This is a genomic window from Fulvivirga sediminis (genome assembly GCF_016757215.1).
GTDB classification, from domain to species: Bacteria; Bacteroidota; Bacteroidia; order Cytophagales; family Cyclobacteriaceae; genus Fulvivirga; species Fulvivirga sediminis.
This window is the reverse complement of sequence record NZ_JAESIY010000002.1, coordinates 502,188-523,364: the sequence shown is the minus strand read 5'-3', so window position 1 is coordinate 523,364 and position 21,177 is coordinate 502,188. Positions and strand designations below refer to the sequence as shown.

Annotated in this window: 18 protein-coding genes; 5 read left to right on the top strand and 13 right to left on the bottom strand. The window is 38.1% G+C overall.

The features are described from left to right. Positions 1-26 precede the first annotated feature (26 nt). The 3 genes from JL102_RS05550 to JL102_RS05540 form a co-directional block, all read right to left on the bottom strand. Positions 27-2,900, bottom strand: coding sequence for a T9SS-dependent choice-of-anchor J family protein (locus tag JL102_RS05550; protein ID WP_202243247.1), 2,874 nt, complete (start codon positions 2,898-2,900; stop codon positions 27-29). A 139-nt stretch (positions 2,901-3,039) separates the two neighbouring features. Next, a complete protein-coding gene (locus tag JL102_RS05545) occupies positions 3,040-3,345 on the bottom strand; it encodes a NifU family protein (protein WP_202243246.1) in 306 nt (101 codons plus the stop codon). Between the two features lie 9 nt (positions 3,346-3,354). Then, positions 3,355-4,449, bottom strand: a complete 1,095-nt coding sequence (locus JL102_RS05540) for an Mrp/NBP35 family ATP-binding protein (RefSeq protein ID WP_202243245.1) — start codon at positions 4,447-4,449, stop codon at positions 3,355-3,357. A 186-nt stretch (positions 4,450-4,635) separates the two neighbouring features. Between JL102_RS05540 and dnaG the strand changes: the two genes are divergently transcribed. The 5 genes from dnaG to surE all read left to right on the top strand — a co-directional run bounded on the left by dnaG (position 4,636) and on the right by surE (position 9,967). Then, positions 4,636-6,552 carry a DNA primase gene (gene dnaG, locus JL102_RS05535; RefSeq protein WP_202243244.1) on the top strand — a complete coding sequence of 639 codons (1,917 nt, stop codon included), beginning with the start codon at positions 4,636-4,638 and terminating at the stop codon, positions 6,550-6,552. A gap of 24 nt (positions 6,553-6,576) precedes the next feature. After that, positions 6,577-7,158 carry an LOG family protein gene (locus JL102_RS05530; protein ID WP_202243243.1) on the top strand — a complete coding sequence of 194 codons (582 nt, stop codon included), beginning with the start codon at positions 6,577-6,579 and terminating at the stop codon, positions 7,156-7,158. A 163-nt stretch (positions 7,159-7,321) separates the two neighbouring features. Then, positions 7,322-8,554, top strand: a complete 1,233-nt coding sequence (locus JL102_RS05525; RefSeq protein ID WP_202243242.1) for a bifunctional 3,4-dihydroxy-2-butanone-4-phosphate synthase/GTP cyclohydrolase II — start codon at positions 7,322-7,324, stop codon at positions 8,552-8,554. Next, on the top strand, positions 8,554-9,177 hold the full coding sequence (locus JL102_RS05520) for a hypothetical protein (RefSeq protein WP_202243241.1): 624 nt from the start codon (positions 8,554-8,556) through the stop codon (positions 9,175-9,177). Before JL102_RS05525 ends, JL102_RS05520 begins: the two co-directional genes overlap by 1 nt. A 13-nt stretch (positions 9,178-9,190) precedes the next feature. Continuing rightward, positions 9,191-9,967, top strand: coding sequence for a 5'/3'-nucleotidase SurE (gene surE / locus JL102_RS05515; protein WP_202243240.1), 777 nt, complete (start codon positions 9,191-9,193; stop codon positions 9,965-9,967). Positions 9,968-10,373: 406 nt separating this feature from the next. Here surE and JL102_RS05510 read toward each other — a convergent pair whose 3' ends face one another. The 10 genes from JL102_RS05510 to JL102_RS05465 form a co-directional block, all read right to left on the bottom strand. Then, positions 10,374-11,141, bottom strand: coding sequence for a DUF6048 family protein (locus tag JL102_RS05510; RefSeq protein WP_202243239.1), 768 nt, complete (start codon positions 11,139-11,141; stop codon positions 10,374-10,376). Next, positions 11,113-11,778, bottom strand: coding sequence for a hypothetical protein (locus JL102_RS05505; RefSeq protein ID WP_202243238.1), 666 nt, complete (start codon positions 11,776-11,778; stop codon positions 11,113-11,115). Before JL102_RS05505 ends, JL102_RS05510 begins: the two co-directional genes overlap by 29 nt. Before the next feature lie 54 nt (positions 11,779-11,832). Further along, complete coding sequence (priA, locus tag JL102_RS05500) at positions 11,833-14,349, bottom strand: replication restart helicase PriA (protein ID WP_202243237.1); 2,517 nt, start codon at positions 14,347-14,349, stop codon at positions 11,833-11,835. A gap of 41 nt (positions 14,350-14,390) precedes the next feature. Beyond that, a complete protein-coding gene (locus tag JL102_RS05495; RefSeq protein WP_317191618.1) occupies positions 14,391-16,499 on the bottom strand; it encodes a thioredoxin domain-containing protein in 2,109 nt (702 codons plus the stop codon). Then, positions 16,492-17,475, bottom strand: coding sequence for a GSCFA domain-containing protein (locus JL102_RS05490; RefSeq protein ID WP_202243236.1), 984 nt, complete (start codon positions 17,473-17,475; stop codon positions 16,492-16,494). The genes JL102_RS05495 and JL102_RS05490 overlap by 8 nt, the downstream gene beginning before the upstream one ends. A 17-nt stretch (positions 17,476-17,492) precedes the next feature. Then, the gene (locus JL102_RS05485; RefSeq protein WP_202243235.1) at positions 17,493-17,984 is read right to left on the bottom strand and encodes a YdeI/OmpD-associated family protein; all 492 of its coding nucleotides are present in this window, start codon (positions 17,982-17,984) and stop codon (positions 17,493-17,495) included. A gap of 39 nt (positions 17,985-18,023) precedes the next feature. Next, positions 18,024-18,767, bottom strand: coding sequence for an OmpA family protein (locus JL102_RS05480; RefSeq protein ID WP_202243234.1), 744 nt, complete (start codon positions 18,765-18,767; stop codon positions 18,024-18,026). Between the two features lie 88 nt (positions 18,768-18,855). Then, positions 18,856-19,314 carry a nuclear transport factor 2 family protein gene (locus tag JL102_RS05475; RefSeq protein ID WP_202243233.1) on the bottom strand — a complete coding sequence of 153 codons (459 nt, stop codon included), beginning with the start codon at positions 19,312-19,314 and terminating at the stop codon, positions 18,856-18,858. Positions 19,315-19,471: 157 nt separating this feature from the next. Beyond that, complete coding sequence (locus JL102_RS05470; protein WP_202243232.1) at positions 19,472-19,903, bottom strand: hypothetical protein; 432 nt, start codon at positions 19,901-19,903, stop codon at positions 19,472-19,474. 18 nt (positions 19,904-19,921) lie between these two features. Beyond that, positions 19,922-21,160: a DnaJ domain-containing protein gene (locus JL102_RS05465; protein WP_202243231.1), complete on the bottom strand. Its 1,239-nt coding sequence runs from the start codon at positions 21,158-21,160 to the stop codon at positions 19,922-19,924. Positions 21,161-21,177: the final 17 nt, after the last annotated feature.

Sequence of the window (21,177 nt, the reverse complement as noted above, 5' to 3'; positions counted from 1 at the left end):
GATAAAGATATCTAAGAGATAGTTGTTTATCGCTGAATCATAATTCTGTTTATATCGGTAAATGATTCGCTTTTGACTTTAATTAAATAAATTCCGCTGGAAAAAGAAGATAGATCAATGGTGTATGTCTGATTGAGCGTGTTATCAAAGCTCTTCTCTGCCATTATTTTTCCATTTGTACTGTAAATGATAATATCTACTTTTTGCTTATAATCAAGGTCGAATGGTTGATAAAAAGTTCCTCTTGAAGGATTTGGATAAGGTTTGTGTACTCCCTTTATATGCTGGTCAGTAACAAAAATATTGATATCATCTAGGTAAACATTACTGCCTTGTTTCCCAGAGCTAACAAAGGCAAGTCTAACCCCTTGTTGCCCCAGATATTGGTTAAGGTTGATGTTGAATGTTTGCCAATTATCCTTATCTGGAGCTCCTGAAAAACCTCCATTAATTAAATCATTATAAGATACTGAAAGAAGTATATCTTCATAGGTGGTGCCACAGTCTGTACTACCTAGCACGGTAACTAAGCTGCCATCATTTTCACTGTATGAGGCGGCTAGGTCAAATGAAAGATGAGCCGTGTTGAAGCCTTCAAAAATAAGCGCAGGGCTTGTTAGCCAGCCTTCGGTTTTATTAGGTTCATTGTTCGTGGCTTTCAGACGTAAAGCAATATTATTGTCTAAGCTATCAATAGTCCAAGTGTTGGTGTTTTTAGACTCACTAGTAATGAGCCAGAGACTTTCTTCGAAAGTTTCAAAATTTTCTTTTATGGGTATGTAGTCATAACTTCCATCTATGTAAAAAGTAAGGTTTTTGCTGCTGTTAAGAGGATTGTTGTCTAATTCTTCATTGGGGTTCTTTACGAGTATTTCTAAAGAATGCTCTCCTTTTGACAAACCAGGAAGGTCTTGGTACATAACTTTGGTGGCATTAGGAAGTAAAGAGTCGTTGTTAGTCATTACCCAATGGAAATTTTGAACTTCATCATTATCTAAGATATATTGCCAATCAAAGGAAGCAATAGCCTCCGTGCCCTGATTTCTAACAATAAATTCCAGATCAGAGGTACTGCATGCTACAGGCGCTGGTGATACTATGTATTCAAGAGCGATGTCAGTTTTTTTAGTATCATCAAATTCAATATCATCTATGTACAGCCTGGAGCCGTTGGCATTAATAGCAATAAAGGAGATGCTGATTTTTTGACCTCTGTATGCCTCTAGGTCTACAGCCTCGTATTTCCAATCTGATGCATTAGTCGGGTCAAACTTATCATATGATTTTAAATCATTTCCTACTTTATAATAAACAGTGTCAGCGTTATCTATTGCATCTCCACAATAAGGGTTGACGGTAACTAAGAGCCCTTCCTTTCCTGACTTAGATAAGCCGCCATAAGCCACTGCAAATTTCAATACGGCTACCGGTGACTCAGAAATATCTATGGAAGGGGATTTTAAAATATCAACAGCTCCGTTTTCATAATTAAAGAAATCAATACCTAGAGCTCGGTTGGACGATGTTTCTTTTGGTGCGTTGACCAGTTGCCAGGTTATATGCTCGTCAGGATTTTCTATAGTCCAGTTTGCTGGGAAAGTATTAAAGTCTATGTTAAAAGGAAGTTCTGCTTCTTCAGGCTTAGTGACCAGTATTTCTGCTATATTATTACTATTATCATTATCTGATAAGCCGTTTACTTGTGTGATTTCAAACTCGAAATTGTAGGTGCCTGGAAAACCGTAAGTGTATGTGCTGAAACTTACAGTGGTCATGGCTAATGGAGCAAGATTGATTCCATATGTTCTAGTTTCAACTACGCTACCGTTTACTTTTAATGATATTTTGGCGGAAGTGATGGTATTATTTCCATAGTTCCTTATTTCAAGTGTAGGAACTGATGTGTCTGCACAATCTGCTGTTTCGGGTGTTATAATTTTCCTAATACCAAGGTTGTTACTTACAATAACGGGCTCGACTAGACCTAGTGAGTTTTTTAAACTAGCCCGGCGAGGGCTGTTTTCCATCACTATTCTAATACGCTCCTTTTGTCCTTTGGTGAACAAGTTCATACAGGCATCGCTGGTATAGTCCATGTAGTTTTCATACATATCTCTGGAACCACATGATTCTAATACTCCACTTGGGCAGGAGTTAGTAGAGTTTTGCTGTGTGGGTGTATCACTCACATAGTCTGTGCCTGAACAGCTTGTATTATCACCCCAAATATGTCTAAGGCCTAGGTAGTGGCCTATTTCGTGCGTGGCAGTTCTTCCTAGGTCGTAATTACCCGCTAAGCTGGAAGTTGGGTGTTTATCCTTCGATCCGAAGGCAAGATAGTCAATAACTACTCCATCAGTGGCTCTGTCAGTGCTTTCATTTTCTATGCCACTAAGGCCTGAATCAGGAAACTGGGCGTAGCCTAGAAAGTTGCCTTCAATGTCAGTCACCCATATGTTCAGGTAATCTTCAGCCGGCCAGTAGCTTAATCTTTTGAGGGCCACATTTTCTCCTGTAAACCATTCTTTTTGATGGCCATTAACCCTAACTATTCCGTTAGTGGGTAATCCTTCAGGGTCTCTTTTTGCTAAAGCAAATTGAATTTCCGTATCAGCCGCTACTGATTGGAATACTGACGGGGTATTAGCGGCATCGGCATTGCGCCTTCTGTAGTCTTCATTGAGAACATCTATCTGGGAGATAATTTGTTCATCGGTTATGTTACCTTTTTCTCCTAAAGCGCTGCCATTATGAATGACATGAACCACTACAGGAATAGTGATTATCTCCGCCATTTGTCTTCCTTGAGAGGAATTTTTAGCCTCTCTCAAAGAAATAACCTTCTTACTCATCCATTCTTCAAATTCTACCTTTTCCTTGGTAGGGTTTGGGCTGGTCATTTTCTCATAAACTGGAGTAGCACATCGCTGTGCTACGGCATGAGTATTAACTAGAAGAGAAATGAATAGAAGGCATGCCCACCGAGTGCAGCCCAAGGACAATATTAGGTTTAGGGTTTTCAGTTTTATGTCCGTTTAGTTAAGCTAGGTTATCAGGCAATTTGGCGTTAGGGTCATCCGGTCTGGTGATATTTACAGCTTCCACTGACTTCACCTGAGGCACTACCTTTCTTATAGCTTCTTCTACTCCCGCTTTCAATGTCATAGTAGACATAGGGCATGAACCACAAGCGCCGAGTAACTCTAGCGTTACTACCAAATCATCACTAACATCAAGCAACTTCACATTACCTCCATCGGTTTTTAAGTAGGGCCTAATATTATCAAGAGCAGTATCTATCTGCTCTTTTATCTCATCCATTGTAAGTGAGTTAGCGGTTTCCATTGAGGGTTATTATACTTTAAATTCTACCGTTTTTGTTTCTTTTACTGTAGCATTTCTAATAGCTACTTGTCTGGCTACAGACTCAGCTAGCGCAGTAAATGCTTCTTTTGTTTTACCTTCTTTAAGCACAGCAGGATATCCATTATCACCGCTTTCTCTTATGCTTTGTACAATAGGTATCTGGCCGATTAAAGGAACATCAAATTTGTCTGATAAGTTCTGTCCTCCTCCTTCTCCAAAGATATAATACTTATTATCAGGCAACTCCTCAGGTGTAAAATAAGCCATATTTTCAACTATACCTAATATGGGTACGTTAATTTGAGGCTGCCTAAACATAGTAAGTCCTTTTTTTGCATCTGCCAATGCTACTTTTTGTGGGGTAGTCACTATCACAGCACCCGTTACTGGTACGGTCTGTACCAAAGTGAGGTGTATGTCACTAGTTCCTGGAGGTAAGTCTATAAGTAAATAATCAAGTTCACCCCAATCAGTATCCCCTATAAATTGCTTTAGGGCAGAGCTGGCCATGGGGCCTCTCCATACTACTGCATTGTCGGCAGGGGCTAAAAAGCCAATAGAGATGAGTTTTACGCCATATTGCTCCAAAGGAACAATTATATTTTTACCATTTACCTGTTTTACAGAAGGCTGTTCATGTTCACAGTTGAACATGGTAGGTACTGATGGGCCATAAATATCAGCATCAATAATACCTACTTTGGCTCCTTCCTGAGCCAATGCTACGGCCAGGTTAGAGGTTACCGTTGATTTTCCTACTCCTCCTTTACCTGAAGCTACCGCTATAATGTTTTTTACGTTGGGTAGTAGTGGCGCACTGTTACGAGTAGTTGTTACATTAGAAGACATCTGAATGTCTACCTTTATATCAGGATTAACAAGTTCGTGTATGGCATCTACACAGTTTTTCCTGATCAGCTCCTTAAGTGGACATGCTGGAGTGGTAAGTACTACTGTAAACTTTACAGCATCACTAAACACTTCAATATCCTGTATCATATTTAAGGAAACGAGATCCTTTTTAATGTCAGGATCATCTACCGTAGAAAGTGCTTTGATTATGTCTGATTTATCAAATTTCATGTGTTTCCGTCCCTTCTGAAAATCAATATTAAATTTTAGTCTGCAATTTAGGTCATATCTTTTGCTTTTTCAGTTTTTGGACTAACAATTTCCGTTATCAACCTATTGAAATAAAATTATGTATAACTGCCTGTAGGTTGCAGACTCTCTTCACAAAAAATTATCTTTGTAAAAAAATAAAAGCCATTGATTTCAGAAGCGACAATACAAGCAGTTAAGGACAGAGTAGAGATTGAAGATGTGATTTCGGATTATGTTTCGCTGAAACGCAAGGGGCAGAATCTCTGGGCATGTTGTCCTTTTCATGGAGAAAAAACGCCTTCTTTTACGGTTTCTCCTTCTAAGGGAATTTATAAATGTTTTGGTTGTGGAAAAGCAGGCGATGCCATCTCATTTGTAGAGGAGCATGATGGATTGAATTACCTGGAAGTAATTAGATACCTGGCTAATAAATATGGTATAGAGGTAGTAGAAGAAGCGCAAACAGATGAGCAAATACAATCTCAAAATGAGAGAGATAGCCTGTTTATAGTACTTAATTATGCTAAAGATTACTTTCAGGAGACTCTGAAGAAAACAGATGAGGGGCGCTCCATAGGTTTAAGCTATTTTAAAGAAAGGGGCTTCAATGAAAAGACCATAGATAAGTTTGATCTTGGTTATAGTGTAGACAAATGGGATGCCTTTAGCAAAGCAGCCAAATCAAAAGCATACAGCGAAGATGTGCTGGAAAAGGCAGGGCTGATTATAAAGAAAGAAGATAAAAAATATGACCGTTTTAGAGGTCGTGTTATTTTTCCCATCCATAGTATATCAGGAAAAGTTATAGCTTTTGGAGCACGTACTTTAAAGAAGGACGCTAAGCCTAAGTACCTTAACTCTCCAGAAACAGAAGTTTACCATAAAAGTGAGATTTTATATGGTATTCATCAGGCCAAGCAAAGCATTAAGCAGCTGGATAATTGTTATCTGGTAGAAGGTTATACTGACGTGATTTCTTTGCATCAGTCTGACATCTCCAATGTGGTGGCTTCGTCAGGAACTTCACTTACTGATGATCAAATAAAGCTTGTTCATCGATTTACAAAAAATATAACAGTTCTTTTTGATGGTGACCCTGCAGGTCTCAAGGCATCTTTACGAGGTATTGATATGATCTTACAGGCGGGCATGAATGTAAGGGTCGTCATATTTCCTGAAGGAGAAGATCCGGATAGCTATTCGCGTAAGCTGGGGACGTCGGATTTTAAGAAATTCTTGGAGGAAAATACTAAAGATGTAATTTCCTTTAAAGCAGCATTATTGGCTAAAGAGGCAGCAAGAGATCCTTTAAAGAAAGCTGAGTCGATAAAAGAGATCGTAGGCAGTATTGCCAAAATGCCTGACCCAATTGTTAGATCAGTTTACGTGAAGGAGACCTCAAACAAAATGGGTATTGAGGAATCTGTTCTTTTTTCCGAGCTCAATAAAATATTAATAGGAGATAGGCGTAAAAAGGATAAGAAGGATTTTCAGAAGGGAGATCAGCATGATGTACTTCATACGGTAATAGAAGAAAAGACTCCTACCGGGGTAGACCCAAAAGAAAGCCTGGCTGCTCAGGAAAGGGAGAGTATTCGTATTCTTTTAAACTATGGTTTCAATGAAATAGAAGAAGAGTATCATTTATATAATTATTTATTAGAACAGCTGGAAGAGGTTGAGTTTATTACTCCTATTTATAAAGAGATTCTGGAAGAATTTAAAAAAGAGCTCGCTAATGGTAAAGTGGTAGACGGACAGTATTTTATTCAGAACGGATCTCCGGAAGTAAAAAAGTTAGTAGTAGACCTTATTAGTGAAAGGCATGAAATAAGTAATAACTGGAATGATAAGTACGAGATTTTTGTGCCGAGAGAAAATGATATACTAGAAAATGTAGTGTTTACTAATGTTTTGAGGTTAAAGTTTAGAGTGATTCAGCAACTAGTTATAGATAACTTGGCCAAAATGAAGGAGGCAAAAGATGCAGAAACCGAAGAGTATCATTTTAAAATTCATGCAGAACTAAAAAAGTCAGAAATGGAGATAGCTAAGTCTCTGGGCATCGTTATAACGAGATAATTAGTCACTTAAAAAAATATTCATATGAAAAGCGTTGCAGTATTTTGTGCTTCCAGTTTAGGTAAAAATAAAATATATGAAGAGACGGCTATAGCCTTAGGAAATAAAATAGCAACCAAAGGCATGCGGTTAGTATATGGTGGGGCCAAAGTAGGTCTTATGGGAGCCGTGGCTAATGGAGCCTTACAAAATGGAGGGAAAGTTATAGGTGTAATCCCTGGCTTTTTGAGAACCAAAGAAGTAGCTCATGAAGGACTTACTGAGCTGATTTTGACGGAGACTATGCAAGAGCGAAAAACAAAGATGCATGAGCTCAGTGATTCTGTGATTACCTTGCCGGGAGGCTTTGGTACTATGGAAGAAATGTTTGAGATGCTTACTTGGGGGCAATTAGGGATGCATAAGAAGCCCATGGGCTTGCTAAATATTGATGGCTATTATAATTCACTAGTTACTTTGATTAACGATATGGTTACGAAGGGATTACTTAAAGAAGTGAACAGAGAAATGCTTTTAGTGAGTGAAGATATTGATGATTTATTAGCTCAGATGCAGGCATATAAAGCCCCTGAAGTAGAAAAGTGGATCACTAAAGATAAGGCCTGATAGGTAGAATAATTTGGGCTATGTAAAATTAGTTTATATAAAATCAACCATTTCCTAATATTAAGTTAATTACGAACGGCATTAAATTTAATTTTGTTGAAGAGTTGTTAACTTTTTTAACAGGGTGAAAAAACATACTTTTGCCTTGAAACATAGCAGTAGGATGAGTCAAGATAGTATAAAGCTTAATAGTATAGAAGAGGCCATTGAAGATGTTAAAAATGGCAAAGTAATTATAGTGGTAGATGATGAGGATCGGGAAAATGAAGGAGATTTTGTGTGTGCAGCAGAGTGCATTACTCCCGAGATCGTTAACTTCATGGCTACCCATGGCAGAGGTTTAATCTGCGTGCCACTAGATGAAGCAAGGTGTGAGCATTTGGGATTAGAGTTGATGGTGGGAAGAAACACTGCGGCTTTTGAAACACCATTTACTGTTTCAGTAGACCTGATCGGTCATGGCTGCACCACAGGAATATCTGCTCATGACAGGTTTAAAACCATAAAAGCATTAATAGATCCTGAAACTAATCCTAAAGAATTAGGTAAACCAGGACATATATTTCCCTTAATGGCTAAGCAGGGTGGAGTGCTTAGGAGAGCAGGACACACAGAAGCCGCTATAGATTTTGCGCGCCTGGCAGGTTTTAGACCAGGAGGTGTTTTAGTAGAAATTATGAACGAAGATGGTTCTATGGCCAGGCTCCCTGATTTAGTTAAGGTGGCTGAAAAATTCGATCTAAAATTAGTTTCTATAAAAGATCTGATAGAATATCGAGTTAAAAAAGAAAGCCTTATAAAAAAGGAAGTTGATAACGTAAACATGCCTACTGATTATGGAGATTTCAAGTTGGTGGCCTATCAGCAAACCAATACCGGAGATAATCACCTGGCGCTTATAAAAGGCAGCTGGGAACCTGATGAGCCCGTCTTGGTAAGAGTTCATTCTTCTTGTGTTACAGGCGATATTTTCGGTTCTTGCCGATGTGATTGTGGTGGTCAGCTACATGCAGCCATGCAATTGGTAGAGAAGGAAGGTAAAGGCGTGGTGCTCTATATGAATCAGGAAGGACGTGGAATAGGTTTGGTAAATAAACTCAAAGCCTATAAATTACAAGAAGAGGGTCTGGATACGGTAGAAGCTAACCTCAAGCTGGGATTTGAAATGGATCAGAGAGATTATGGTGTAGGAGCCCAGATATTGAGAGACTTAAATATTCAAAAAATTCGTTTGATCTCTAATAACCCAAAGAAAAGAGTAGGACTGATTGGTTATGGCTTAGAGATAGTGGAGAACGTAGCGGTGGAGATTCCTCCCAACATCCATAATCAGGCTTATTTACAGACGAAACGAGATAAAATGGGACATCAAATTTTAAAGAATACCAATAAATAGTGAAAGCCACGAGATCATTTCTCATAGTATGTTTTATATGTAGCTTTTTTGCCCTGCAGGCACAGGATTTCCCTTCAGAAATTTGGCATGAAGGTAAAATAGTGCTTCTCGAAGGCGATACGCTGAGAGGATTGGTAAAATATAATTTGGAGAGTGATCTCATTCAATTTACTGGCAACAACAAAACTATAAAAGCCTATACTGGGCGTAAGTTGTTGTTCTTTGAGATTTATGATGAAACGGTAGAAAGATATCGCCAGTTTTTTTCTATCCCATATAGCTTAAATGGAGACTACAAAGTCCCCATCATGTTTGAGGTACTAGTGAGGGGTGAGGAGCTATCGCTATTATGTCGAGAAGCTGTAGAATATCAGATGAGATCTTACCCTTATTCTATGGGAGGCACCTATTCTTCCTATGTACTAGTTTATACTTATTACTTTCTTCGCCCTGATGGCACCATTATTAAGTATAGTGGTAAAAAGAAAGACCTACTCTATATTATGAAAGAGAAGCAATCTGTAATGAAGGAATACATCAAAGAAAGTAAAATAGATGTAGATAATCGTTCGGATTTAGCTAAAACATTAATTTATTACAATTCACTTTTCGATAAAACCTAAAAAGGCTGTTTAAATGAACAAACCACTTATTCTGGTGTCTAATGACGATGGCATCACCTCTAAGGGTATAAGAACCTTAGTAGAAGTCATGAAAGAATTAGGAGAAGTTATAGTAGTAGCACCAGACAGCCCACAATCAGGAATGGGACATGCTATAACTATAGGTAATACCTTGCGTCTAGAAGAAAATAATATTTTTGATGATGTGGTGGCCTATCAATGTTCTGGTACTCCTGCTGATTGCGTAAAACTGGCTAAGCATTTTGTGTTAAAAGATAGAAAGCCTGATCTGGTAGTGAGTGGCATTAACCATGGCAGTAATACGTCTATAAGCGTTTTATATAGTGGCACCATGTCAGCGGCTATAGAGGGAGCTATAGAAGGAATGCCCTCCATCGGTTTCTCTCTTTGCGACTTTTCAGCAGATGCGGACTTTAGCCATGTAAAGGCGTATGTAAAAAGCATAGCTAAGAACGTGCTTGAAAAAGGCGTGCCCAAAGGGATAGCGCTAAATGTTAATTTTCCACCGAAACGAAATGAGAATATAAAAGGTGTAAAAGTATGTAGGCAGGCCAGGGCGAAATGGCAAGAGCAGTTCGATCAAAGATATGACCCGAATGGCAGAAGGTATTTTTGGATGGCAGGCAATTTTGTTAATCATGATAAAGGCGAGGATAATGATGAGTGGGCTATTGCCAATAACTATGTATCTATAGTGCCATGTTTGTTTGACCTTACCGCTCACCATGCTATAAGCACTCTTAATGATGATTGGAACCTTACTGTTTAAGATAAAGAATCACTTTAACAGGAGAGGGTAACTAGCTAGTAATAAAAAAAATATATTTTTTTTGATTACCAGGTTACCTATTAAGGGCTGGCGATATATAGCTATACAAGAGATTAATTTATTAGGGGATCTCAACAGCTATTTTTTAAGCTTACTTACATTTTTTTAACGATATCTTTTAGATATAACCCAGCTGTTGAGATCCCTAATTTTTTTTGCTATTGCATGTCGAAGTAATTTCTCTTGTGGTTAAAGATTTTTTTATTAAATAAGTTCGATGTGAAGATTAACGCTGTTTTGAAAAATATGTTTAAAACAGTGTTAAAAAAATAAACTCAAGTTTTAAAAAAGTAAGGCTGTTCATTTGCTTGAACAGCCTTTTCTTTTTTATGAACCTATGTAGATTTTATAAACTTAGTTTGAGGTATAGGTTTACAGCAGGTACGGTGTTGTCAAATCCTCTACCATAACCCGGGATAGAATAAGTATCTACAGGTTCAAAAGTTTCCTTTTCTATCATGAACCTAAGGGCAAAGGTAGCACCTACTATAACATAATCAGTTAGTTTCCTTTCAGTACCTACCAGTACTTCTCCCCATGTGGCAGAGAGAGCAGATCTATCAAAAGATTCAGTGACGCTAGGCCATAGTGTGCTGCTTACCTCATAGCTGCCACTTTCATCATACGTGGCCATGCCGTAGCGCCCACCAACATAGAAATAGTTGAAATTATCAAGTGGAAGTAAATAATTAATCCCTGCTTTAAAATATTGTCCTTTAGCTGTGTAATCTCCATTTTTAATGGCATTGGCAGGATTAAGTTCTGCCTGACCTATATGGCCAACCAATACAAATTTATTAGTCATTTGAAAAGCAATCCCTCCCTCATACTTGGTTTCATAATCCGTGGCGAGAGTGATTATTTTTCCATAATCTATGAATACCTGAAAAGCATTCTTCACTTTTACTTTTACCTTTTCAGGTTTTTTGTTCGTGGTTTGCTGAGTAGAGTCGGTTATTATTGAAGCATTAATAGTACTATCTGTTCTAATAGTATCAATTTCTGTAACCATCGTGTCTGGCTGAGGAGATACTAGTAAGCTGTCAGTCTGTGCCGTGGCTCTAAAGGCAAATAAGCTGCAAATACTAAAAATTAATAATAGCCGTATAATCATTGCTTGAAAAATTTGTGGAGTCTTCTTGTTCTTGAGATAAGCTGTCGTAGGAGTCATCCTTTTTTATTACTTGAAAATTATAAGCAAATACCTTTACTTTTCTTTGTTCAATTTTCTTTTCACGAGTATAGCGGGTGAATATATTGAAGGTTAGATCTGAGCTATCAACAGAGAGAGTCACTTTAAACATACTGGTGTCTGAATTCGGATTTAAAGGAATTCTGTAAGTAGCTGCAGAATCTTGATAAAATAGTGGTTCCGAATTGCTTCCTACACCTCGAATTTCTGATACCAGAACATCCTTGTTGGCTATTTGGGTTCTTATTTCTCCGTAATGGCTGCTCAGGGTATTGAGGCTGTCTCGCTCGTCATTTAGACTTTGCTTTATGATGCTGTAGTCCGTTTCATCTCCAGATTCTATCAAAGAATCAATATATTGTATGGAGTCCGAGATTGTGGCTACAGTGGCGGTAAGTGTAGCTATACTGTCACCTAGTATGGTATCTCTAGAAGCATGTCTAAATTGAAGGTTGAAATAGGGTGAGGTGTCTTTTAAATCAATTTCCTCTTCTTCACAGCTAAGAAAACCGAGGAAAGCAATAATACAAATGACGAAAATTCGGTCTAAATTTTTCATAAATCTGGGCAAAAATAGCAAATTCAAAGTTTATAATGCTGTAAAATTCTTTTCTTAGTATGGGTCTACATCAAAAATGATGCGCGAAGTTTTAAGCCCTTTTTCCTGTAATACTTCTAGTGCCATTTCTTGAATAATATTTTTGACCTTGGTGAGGTTGATTTTTGATCGCTCTAATTTTATAACCACTTCCATGAGGTACTCATTTCTTATTCTTGATATGAGCGGTTCTTCTGGTCCTAAGACGCGTTGGGCACCCAGCTGTTCTTTAAGCAAATTAGCTAGCTTGATAGCCGCCGTTTTGGCCAGTTGAGCTTCTTTATTTTTAATCACCACATTGATCAATCTTGTGAACGGGGGGTAGCCATATAGTGATCTTTCGGCTAATTCATTTTTGTAAAAAGCATTATAATTATGGGTAATTATCTGGCTTAAAATGGGTTGTTCGGTATCTCTTGATTGTATAATTACCTTTCCTTTTTTTTCTCTTCTTCCTGCCCTGCCACTTACTTGAGTAGAGAGCTGAAAAGTTCTTTCATATGATCTGAAATCAGGAAAATGCAACATGCGATCTATATCGAAGATGCCAACCAGGTTCACATTATCAAAATCCAAGCCTTTGCTTACCATTTGTGTACCCACTAATATATCAATGTTGCCATTCTCAAAATCTTTTATTATGGTGTCATAGCTGTTCTTTTTGCGGGTAGTGTCTAAATCCATGCGCTGAACCTTTATGTCTGGAAAGAGCAGAGAGAGTTCTTCTTCAAGTTTTTCTGTACCGAAGCCAATAGTTTTCATATTAGTAGAGCCACAGGCTTCGCAGGCACTAGGAACTTGCTCTTTATATCCACAGTAGTGACAACGCAACTCAGACTTATACTGATGATAGGTTAGGCTCACGGCACAGTTCTCGCACTTAGGCACCCAACCGCATTCCTGACACATGAGGTAGGGAGAGTAACCTCTTCGGTTTTGAAAAACTATTACTTGCTCTTTTAAAGACAAGGCTTGATTAATTGCCTCTATGAGTTCTGTTGAAAACTCACCCTTCAGAAGCTTTTTGTTTTTTTGCCTTACCATATCTGCCACCTTAAAGTCAGGTAGCTCACCACTACCATACCTTTTGTTAAGTTGGATTAAGCCATATTTGCCGTTTTGAGCATGATATTGAGATTCTATGGAAGGGGTAGCAGAACCTAATAGGACTTTAGCATGGTGTTCTCTAGCTATTACGAAAGAAACATCCCGGGCATTGTATCTTGGGGCAGGATCATATTGTTTGTAAGAAGATTCATGCTCTTCATCCACAATAATAAGCCCTAAATTATCAAAAGGAAGAAACACCGCTGAGCGCACCCCGATTACAAACTGATATTTCCCTGAAAGCACGCCCTTCCATACTTCAACTCTTTCATTATCAGAGAATTTGGAGTGGTATACTCCCATTTTATCTCCGAATATTTTTCTTAGTCGGGATACAATCTGAGTGGTAAGTGCTATCTCGGGCAGAAGATAAAGTACCTGACTTTCGCCTTGTAGTGCCTCTTGAATAAGGCTGATGTAAATTTCTGTTTTACCACTTCCCGTGATTCCGTGCAGCAAAGAAATGTCTTTCTCTTGAAAAGAAGACATAATCTCGTCCTTGGCTTGCTGCTGAATATCTGTAAGTGTTACCTCTTTAAGGGCAGCATCATAACTGTCAAATCTGGAGATGATTACCTGAAATTCTTCAAGAATGCCGTTTTTAACTAGTGTTTTTAATGATGAAGTAGATAGATCTGCTTGTGTAAATGAAGATTTTTCTATTCCTTCTTTGTTTTTTTCTGGATGGTTGAAAACGGGAACCTCTTGCAGGTAATGCAGTAATATGGCTTCTTGCTTTGGCTTTTTTTCTATAGATTCAAAAAGTGATTCCAATTCTTTTTTATCATCGGCCAGCGCTTGAGAAAGCCTAATTCTGGTTTCTTTTTTAGGCTTGTATTTTTCTTTTACTTCTTCAAAGAGCAATACAGCACCCTTGTATACCAATGATTTGATGAGACTGTAAATAGTCTTTTGATTAATAAGCTTACTGATGTCTCCGTAAGAGAGTACTTCATCTTTAAGCAATGCCTCTATGATGGCTGTTTCTTTTTCGTTAAAATCTAATTCCGACTCATAATAATCGAAATGAGGATGAAGCTGCACTTTAGATTCGCTACTTAGCTTGAGACCTGAGGGTAGTGCCATATTGAGCACCTCGCCTAGTGTACACATGTAATAGTCAGCTATCCATTGCAGCAGGTTGATTTGAAGAGGCTGAATTACAGGTTCTTCATCTAGCAGTTCTAAAAGATACTTAGCTTCATACTTGGCTGGAGGAGTTTCATGAAGCCTGCCTATTACTCCGGTTAAAATCTTACGATGCCCAAACTGCACAATTACCCGGGCTCCAATGCAGGCAATATCATTGAACTCCATAGGCACCCGGTAAGTGAACATTTTAGGGATGGGCACAGGTAAGATAACATCCGCAAACCATGTCTTACGTTCTGTAGAAGTATTGTTTTGTAGTTCCAGCTGACTCATCAATAGTCAATGTTAACAACTAATTGAGAACCATACAATAGTTATGGCTTTTGTAGCTGATCAAAGGCTTTTTTTACCTCATGAACAGGAAGTTTACAGGTTTTATTATAACATACATAAATAGTGGTTTTTCCTGCAGCGGTGGTTTTTCCTTCCATTAAGGGAAGGTTACTGTCTGAGGAAGCCCCCATCATTACTTTGTTGGGGATATATCTTTGCACAAATTCACTACGCTTAGCCAATGCATTTTCGCCTACAATGGCTATTTCGGCGGTAGGAGTAGCCATGTAAGTATATAAGCAGCCCCAGTTAGAAAGGTAGCCTATGTCTGTAGAAAGCAATGATTTTACTTTAGAAAGCATGGCAGTGCTAATGTTTTTGTATTCATTCTTATCATATATGGTTCCCAGTACATATAGGTTAATGGCCATTTGTGAATTTGACGAAGGGATAACATTATCAAAAATTTCCTTTTTCCTAGCAATGAGCTTTTGAGAGCTATTATCTGTATAGAAGAAGAGGTTTTCTTCCTTATCAAAAAAGTGCTCTAAGGTATAATCAGTGAGCTCCTTAGCCTTTTTTAGCCATCTTTCATCAAAAGTAGCCTGATATAGAGCAGCGAAGGCATCAATAGCAAAGGCATAATCTTCTAAGTAACCATCTATAGAAGCTTTACCATTTTTATAATTGCGATAGAGCTTGTCTCCATCCATCATTTTTTCAGTGATGAAGTCAGCATTTTTTATAGCTATATTAAGGAAACGTTCTTCTCCGAAAGCGTTATAGGCATCTACCAATCCTTTTACGGTCAAGGCGTTCCATCCGGACAGAATTTTATCATCAAGACCTGGGCGTTCTCTTTTTTCTCTTTCTTTTAGAAGTACTTCATTCGCTTCATTAACTATTCTTTGAAGTTCCTCTGTTGTGATTTTATGATTTTCCGCAAAGATGCTGTCATCAAGTTTTTTATGTAAAATGTTCTTGCCTTCTTCCCAGTTGCCTTGTTCAGAGGCATTATAATAGGCTTTTATTAAAGGGGCATTATCATTCAAAAGTACTTCCAGCTCTTCATTTGTCCACACATAGAACTTACCTTCTTCTCCTTCGCTATCTGCATCCAAGGCTGAATAGAAACCTCCTTCTTCATTGGTCATTTCTCTTTCTAACCATGCTATGGTATGGTAAACCACATTTTTATAAAGGCGCTTTTGAGTAAGAGTATATGCTTCAGAATAAAGGCTGAGAAGCTGTCCGTTGTCATATAACATTTTTTCAAAATGTGGTATCAGCCAGTTGGCATCTACCGAGTAGCGAGCAAAGCCACCACCCACCTGATCATATATTCCACCATTGGCAATTTCATTTAGGGTGAGCTCTATTTGTGATAGCGCCAATGGATCTTTTGTTAGGTGGTAATAACGCAAGAGAAAGAGCCAGTTAGAAGGCATTGGGAATTTAGGGGGTTGATTAAAGCCTCCTTTTTCTCTGTCGAAACGTGTTGATAGTTTTCTAAACATAGAATCTAATGACGCCACAGTAATGTCTGAGTGATCGGACGCCAGCTGGTATTTAATGGTTTCGCTGGTGGCTATGGCTTCTGTAAGCTCATTGGCAGACGCTTCCACTTCATTTCTTTTGGTTTCGTATACCTTAGCTATTTGAGATAAGGCTTGTGCCCAGCCTTGAGGAGGGAAATATGTTCCTCCGTAAAAAGGCTTTTGATCTGCTGTAAGAAATACATTTAAAGGCCATCCTCCATTTTGCCCCATGGCTTGGAGTGCATCCATATAAATCTGATCAATATCTGGCCGTTCTTCACGATCTACCTTAATGCAGACAAAGTGCTTATTCATGAGGTCAGCAATACTATCATTTTCAAAAGATTCCTTTTCCATAACATGGCACCAGTGGCATGCCGAATAGCCGATGCTCACAAGAATAGGCTTATCTTCTTTTTTAGCTTTGGCTAACGCTTCTTCTCCCCAAGGATACCATTGTACAGGGTTGTAGGCATGTTGTAGTAGGTAGGGGCTGGTTGAATGTATAAGGTGGTTGGCTCCTTCGGGCATAGTTGTGTTTTCTTTTTTACTTGAATTAGAACTGCAGGCTAACAGGCTGCACACTAGCAATAATTGGATGTATTTAATCATGGTGCTTGGCAATCTGTTTTTTTAACCCTTCTATTTCTGTAGTCAGATCTATTTGCTGGCTTAACTGATTTAACTTGTTAATTGTTTCATGTATGAATTTTTGGTGTTCCTCTGATTCTAGATTAAAAGGCCTGTGGTGGATGGCTCTTCTTAGTTTAGACCATTTTTTTAGAAATTGTTGTGTGTCAGAGGTAAAGTATGTGTCTGCGAATTTGCCCCATATATAATCCTCAGCAACTTCAGTAGGGTGAATCATATCACCTTTGTAAAAGCGATAATCTCGAAGGTCATCCATCATAATCTCATAGCTCGGAAAATAATGAATGTTTTGATTACTTGTTGATAGTTCGTGGCATAGCGTTCTGAGTATTGATTTGCTTACACTATTTTGTTCTAAAGTATCTTTTATATGACGAACAGGAGATACTGTAAGGATGATGTTTAGGGCAGGGTTTATTTTCTGCAGTTTTTTTAATAAAACACTAAACTCTTGTATCATTTCGGCTTGGCTTAGAAGCTCTTTTGTGAAATGTTTTGAGGGTACTTTATGGCAATTGGCTACAATCTCATGATTGTCTTTTCTTCTGTAAATGAAAGAAGTGCCAAAAGTAATGATGAGCCATTTACACTTTAATAGCTGAGAATGAGTTTTGTCTATGCTGCTTTTTACACCTTCAGCTACTGCATCTTTATCCACAGAAGAAAAAGATGAGTGAAAGTCATAGTTGGCTTGAAGATTTCCAGTGCTTATGTAAGTGTCTTCTGCAGGATATTCTTTATTCAGGCTATAGGCTAATAGTTTAAAGATGGAAATGGGGTTATAGACTGTGCCAAAAGGATTGGCCAAAGCTTGAAATTTATTATCCTTAAATCTGTTCCCTATACAATCAGAAAAGCATGAGCCTATAGATAGAATGGGGGTAGAAAGATCAATTTTTTTAGGAGAACTAGGGATATTGATTTCGGTTCTGAACATATTGTAAAGGTATGTAATTAATCCTTACCCAATATCCGACGAAATTCTTCATTTCCTTCTGGCAGTTGCTTTAGATTTTCAATGAGCATAATGGATCGGTCTATTCTGGTTTGGCTTCTTTTGGCTTGTGCTACATGGTATATGATATATCTCTGCTTGCTTATGGGTAGCAGATCAAATCGCCTCTTGCCTTCATTATCTTGTTTGAGCAGTTCTTCGAGTTCTTCAGGGAAAGGCATTCCGTATTTGCTGGTGTCGGGCTCAAGGGTTACATTAACCGTGCTGCCTACATCAGCGGTTATTTTCTTTAGCCTTTCGTTGTTGATAGAAATGTAGGCTTTTCCTTCTCCCAGAGCCATAAAGCCACTTTGGTATGATAAGGTGTTGTTTACCTTTACCACTAGCCTTTGATTAAGGCCTCCCATTTCGTCCACTATATTTTTAGGGACTTCCAGATATTTGAGCTTAAGCTGATCTAGCTTACCAACAGTAGATTTAAATGAGGGCATATTAGCAAGTTATAACACTAGAGCTAAAATACCCTTTTTCTAAAAAACTTTAAAATCTACTCTGCGGTCTTTTTGCCTGCTATCATCAGAGAGATCTTCATGAGCCTTTTCTTCTCCATAGCCCACTACAGATATACGATCATCAGGCACGCCCATGTCTAGCATCAGTTGTCGGATCCTTTCTACCCTTTGTATGGAAAGTTGTACATTATAATCGTCTTTTCCTTTACGATCCGTATGTCCTTCTATAAGTAATATACGGCCTTGTAATGCATATTCTACAGCTATTAAGAAAGGCTCCATATCTACTACAGAAAACTCAGATTCATCAAAAGTAAAGTATAGGGGGTCTAGCTCTATCGGGTAGACATCATCTTCTCGCCCTTCAAGATCTTTCTTAACCCGCTCCCTTATGGCTTCATGCTTAGGGCTCTTGGTTGGTGGAAGTTTTGGCTTTTCAGGCTCCCTTTTAGGCTCTTCCTTAGGGGTTTCTTTTTTCACCACTACCGTCTCTTTCTTTTTGGGAGGAGGAGGTGTATCGTTTGGATCATATTCAGCACGAGGCTGAGTAGTTGATTTAGAACTGAAAAATCGCCATTTTTTTCGTTTTTTTCTTGCTCTTTTTTTGTTTAGTCTATGGCACTGCCTTCCAGGACTTAGCTTTTTGTTATAATGTTCTTTGTGATAATTTTTGGTATGACGCGTTCTTGACTGACCCGTAGCCACCAGTGCCAACAACCATAGTATGCAGATGAAAAAATATTTGAAGCCACTTAGTCTCATAAACTCCCATAAAAAAACAGAGCGAACTCTGTTTTTTCTTACGTCATATTATAGGTATATAAACGATTTGGAAGGAAAAAGTAACCTTTTAATTTTCTTCAATTAGTTTAATGAAACTGTCTATCAATTCATTAGGTACGGTTACAGAGAGGTGGTACTGTTCTATTTTCCATTCATTATTTTTGGTTTTAGATAGCACACCTGATCCTCTGCAGATTCCCATCCAGGTATCTAAAAGTTCAGAAAACCAAATAATATTACCTGAACTACTGATGTGAATATCACGATCATAGGGTTTGAAATCCCAAGCTTTTCCCTGATCAAAATAGGGTTTTGCGAAACTGAAAAACTCTTCTTTGTTCCACCTTTCAGAAGAATCGGTTCCTATGTATATGGCATGATCTGCCATGCTTTCAAAAAACACCTTAGCATTAGCATCTGAGGCAGCCTGATGCCATTTGTTTATAAACTGATTCACATCTTCGTGGGTTTGTCCTAAAGAAGAAAGGCTGTAGCATAAAAATGCAGCCATGAGTAGTTTTTTCATGCCGGCGTTAGATTTGTATTGAGAATGTTAGTGTAAAGTTACAGGTAAATACTATGGCGATAGATTTTAGAAGTAGAAGAATGAAATAAGTTAATACTGAGATGTCTATTTTAACATAAATCGTTTACCGGAAGGTTACGATCAACAGAACCTTCTTTTACATATTATTTAATTCCAGAAACTCTTTTATTTCGCTGTGAACTTCACTGGTGCTTTTTCCATCATAGGGAGCTGTAGCTATAGCCTTAAATAGTTCACCTACTACAGAAGCATTAAAACCTAACTTTACGGCATAGATGGTGGCTACTTCAAGTTCAATATCTTCCACTACATTATCCAAATAGATCATATGTACTAAGTGGTAGATAGAGTCTATCTTGTCCAGTCTGTCTTTAGGCTCTTTATATTCTAGGTGATCGAAGTTATTCTCTATATAGAGTAAGTCGTCGTCAGAGAGGCTAAGCTGAGCACTCCATTTTAGCAGGCAGGCAACAAATTTCCTGTCTATTTTTTCATTTTGCATAAAGAGAGCTAAAATGTTAAAAAAGCTTCTTTTTACAGATTTTAATTCTTCCTTTTCGAGTTTCATAACGCGTATCTTCAGGGGTTATAATTTACAATACTTGCTTAATGCTGACGGGTCTACTTCGTAACCTAGTTGCAGGGCCTTTTTCCAATCTACGCAAACCTTTTTTTGTAGATTAGACTTGGCTTCTGCCATGCCTCTATAATAATAACCATCAGCACGATGAGGCCTTAAATAAGTAGCCCAGTTAAAATCGGTGATGGCTTCTTTATAATTCTGGATTTCTATGTTAACAATGCCTCTTTTTATAAATAACTCATAATAAACCTCAGGAGTTTTCTCTACGGGTAAAACAAATTCGAAGGCATCTCCATACACAGCGCTATAAGTGTCTTTAAATACTTTTTTAGCCTCTGTATAGGCCTTTTGAGCCAGCAGAGGATTGTTTAAATTATTTTTATAAATATCACCTATTCTTATAGGGAGGTTGACGTTACTCTTGTCATGATCAAAGGCATAGGTGAAGGCATGAATAGCTGACCGGTAATTTTGAGTTTGAAAGTAGCATTCGCCTATCATTTTCCAGGTACTGAGCCTCATGGGTTGTTCATATTCTCTAAGTACTTCAAGCGATTTAATCGCCTTTTTATATTGTTGTTGGCCGAAGAAGCCTGCTGCCTGGTGGTTTAATGAGCTTATCATTTTTTCTTTCTCTTTTGAGTAAGCAGGCTCTATCGGGAAAGCATTGATCAGATCAGTGAGCAGTGTAATAGCTTCTTTGTATTTTCCTTTATTAAATTTTTGTGAGGCTTCATCTATTATCTGTTGGTTAGCTATTCTTATTTTTTCCTGCTTCCTGGCATCGAGATAATTGTTGATGGAAAGACCACCCATAATCACAATGCTAATAACTAGTACTGTTAGTAAAGTGTATAGCTGATTTTTAAAATACTCCTTATCTACCTTGTAGGTAGGGGCATTTTTATATTTAGGCGCCTTTCGCCAGTCATATTTTCCATATCTATCATATACAGATCGCTCGGTATGTTTGGAGGGGCGAGCGGTAGTGGTGTAGCCTCTTGGTGTACTGTTTTTTGGCTTATCATATATCGCACTTAGAAAGCGGTCGTGTTGCGCTTTTCTTATGGGGTCTGATAAAATTTGATGGGCTTCATTGATTAGTTTAAAATATTCTTCGGCTGCTTTATTGCCTGGGTTTTTATCAGGGTGGTACATAAAAGCCAGCTTTTTATATGCCGACTTTATAGTCTGAAGGTCTGAATGCCGACTTACATCTAATACCTGATAATAGTTGTACATATATTAAATTTAAGCAT

Excerpts from the sequence above, each read along its gene's own strand:
- JL102_RS05470 (WP_202243232.1), bottom strand. The coding sequence starts at position 19,903 with ATGAAACTCGAAAAGGAAGAATTAAAATCTGTAAAAAGAAGCTTTTTT.
- JL102_RS05490 (WP_202243236.1), bottom strand. The coding sequence starts at position 17,475 with ATGTTCAGAACCGAAATCAATATCCCTAGTTCTCCTAAAAAAATTGAT.
- JL102_RS05465 (WP_202243231.1), bottom strand. The coding sequence starts at position 21,160 with ATGTACAACTATTATCAGGTATTAGATGTAAGTCGGCATTCAGACCTT.
- surE (WP_202243240.1), top strand. The coding sequence starts at position 9,191 with ATGAACAAACCACTTATTCTGGTGTCTAATGACGATGGCATCACCTCT.
- JL102_RS05505 (WP_202243238.1), bottom strand. The coding sequence starts at position 11,778 with ATGAAAAATTTAGACCGAATTTTCGTCATTTGTATTATTGCTTTCCTC.
- JL102_RS05475 (WP_202243233.1), bottom strand. The coding sequence starts at position 19,314 with ATGAAAAAACTACTCATGGCTGCATTTTTATGCTACAGCCTTTCTTCT.
- JL102_RS05550 (WP_202243247.1), bottom strand. The coding sequence starts at position 2,900 with ATGACCAGCCCAAACCCTACCAAGGAAAAGGTAGAATTTGAAGAATGG.
- priA (WP_202243237.1), bottom strand. The coding sequence starts at position 14,349 with ATGAGTCAGCTGGAACTACAAAACAATACTTCTACAGAACGTAAGACA.
- JL102_RS05540 (WP_202243245.1), bottom strand. The coding sequence starts at position 4,449 with ATGAAATTTGATAAATCAGACATAATCAAAGCACTTTCTACGGTAGAT.
- JL102_RS05510 (WP_202243239.1), bottom strand. The coding sequence starts at position 11,141 with ATGATTATACGGCTATTATTAATTTTTAGTATTTGCAGCTTATTTGCC.
- JL102_RS05530 (WP_202243243.1), top strand. The coding sequence starts at position 6,577 with ATGAAAAGCGTTGCAGTATTTTGTGCTTCCAGTTTAGGTAAAAATAAA.
- JL102_RS05545 (WP_202243246.1), bottom strand. The coding sequence starts at position 3,345 with ATGGAAACCGCTAACTCACTTACAATGGATGAGATAAAAGAGCAGATA.
- JL102_RS05485 (WP_202243235.1), bottom strand. The coding sequence starts at position 17,984 with ATGCCCTCATTTAAATCTACTGTTGGTAAGCTAGATCAGCTTAAGCTC.
- JL102_RS05480 (WP_202243234.1), bottom strand. The coding sequence starts at position 18,767 with ATGAGACTAAGTGGCTTCAAATATTTTTTCATCTGCATACTATGGTTG.
- JL102_RS05525 (WP_202243242.1), top strand. The coding sequence starts at position 7,322 with ATGAGTCAAGATAGTATAAAGCTTAATAGTATAGAAGAGGCCATTGAA.
- JL102_RS05495 (WP_317191618.1), bottom strand. The coding sequence starts at position 16,499 with ATGATTAAATACATCCAATTATTGCTAGTGTGCAGCCTGTTAGCCTGC.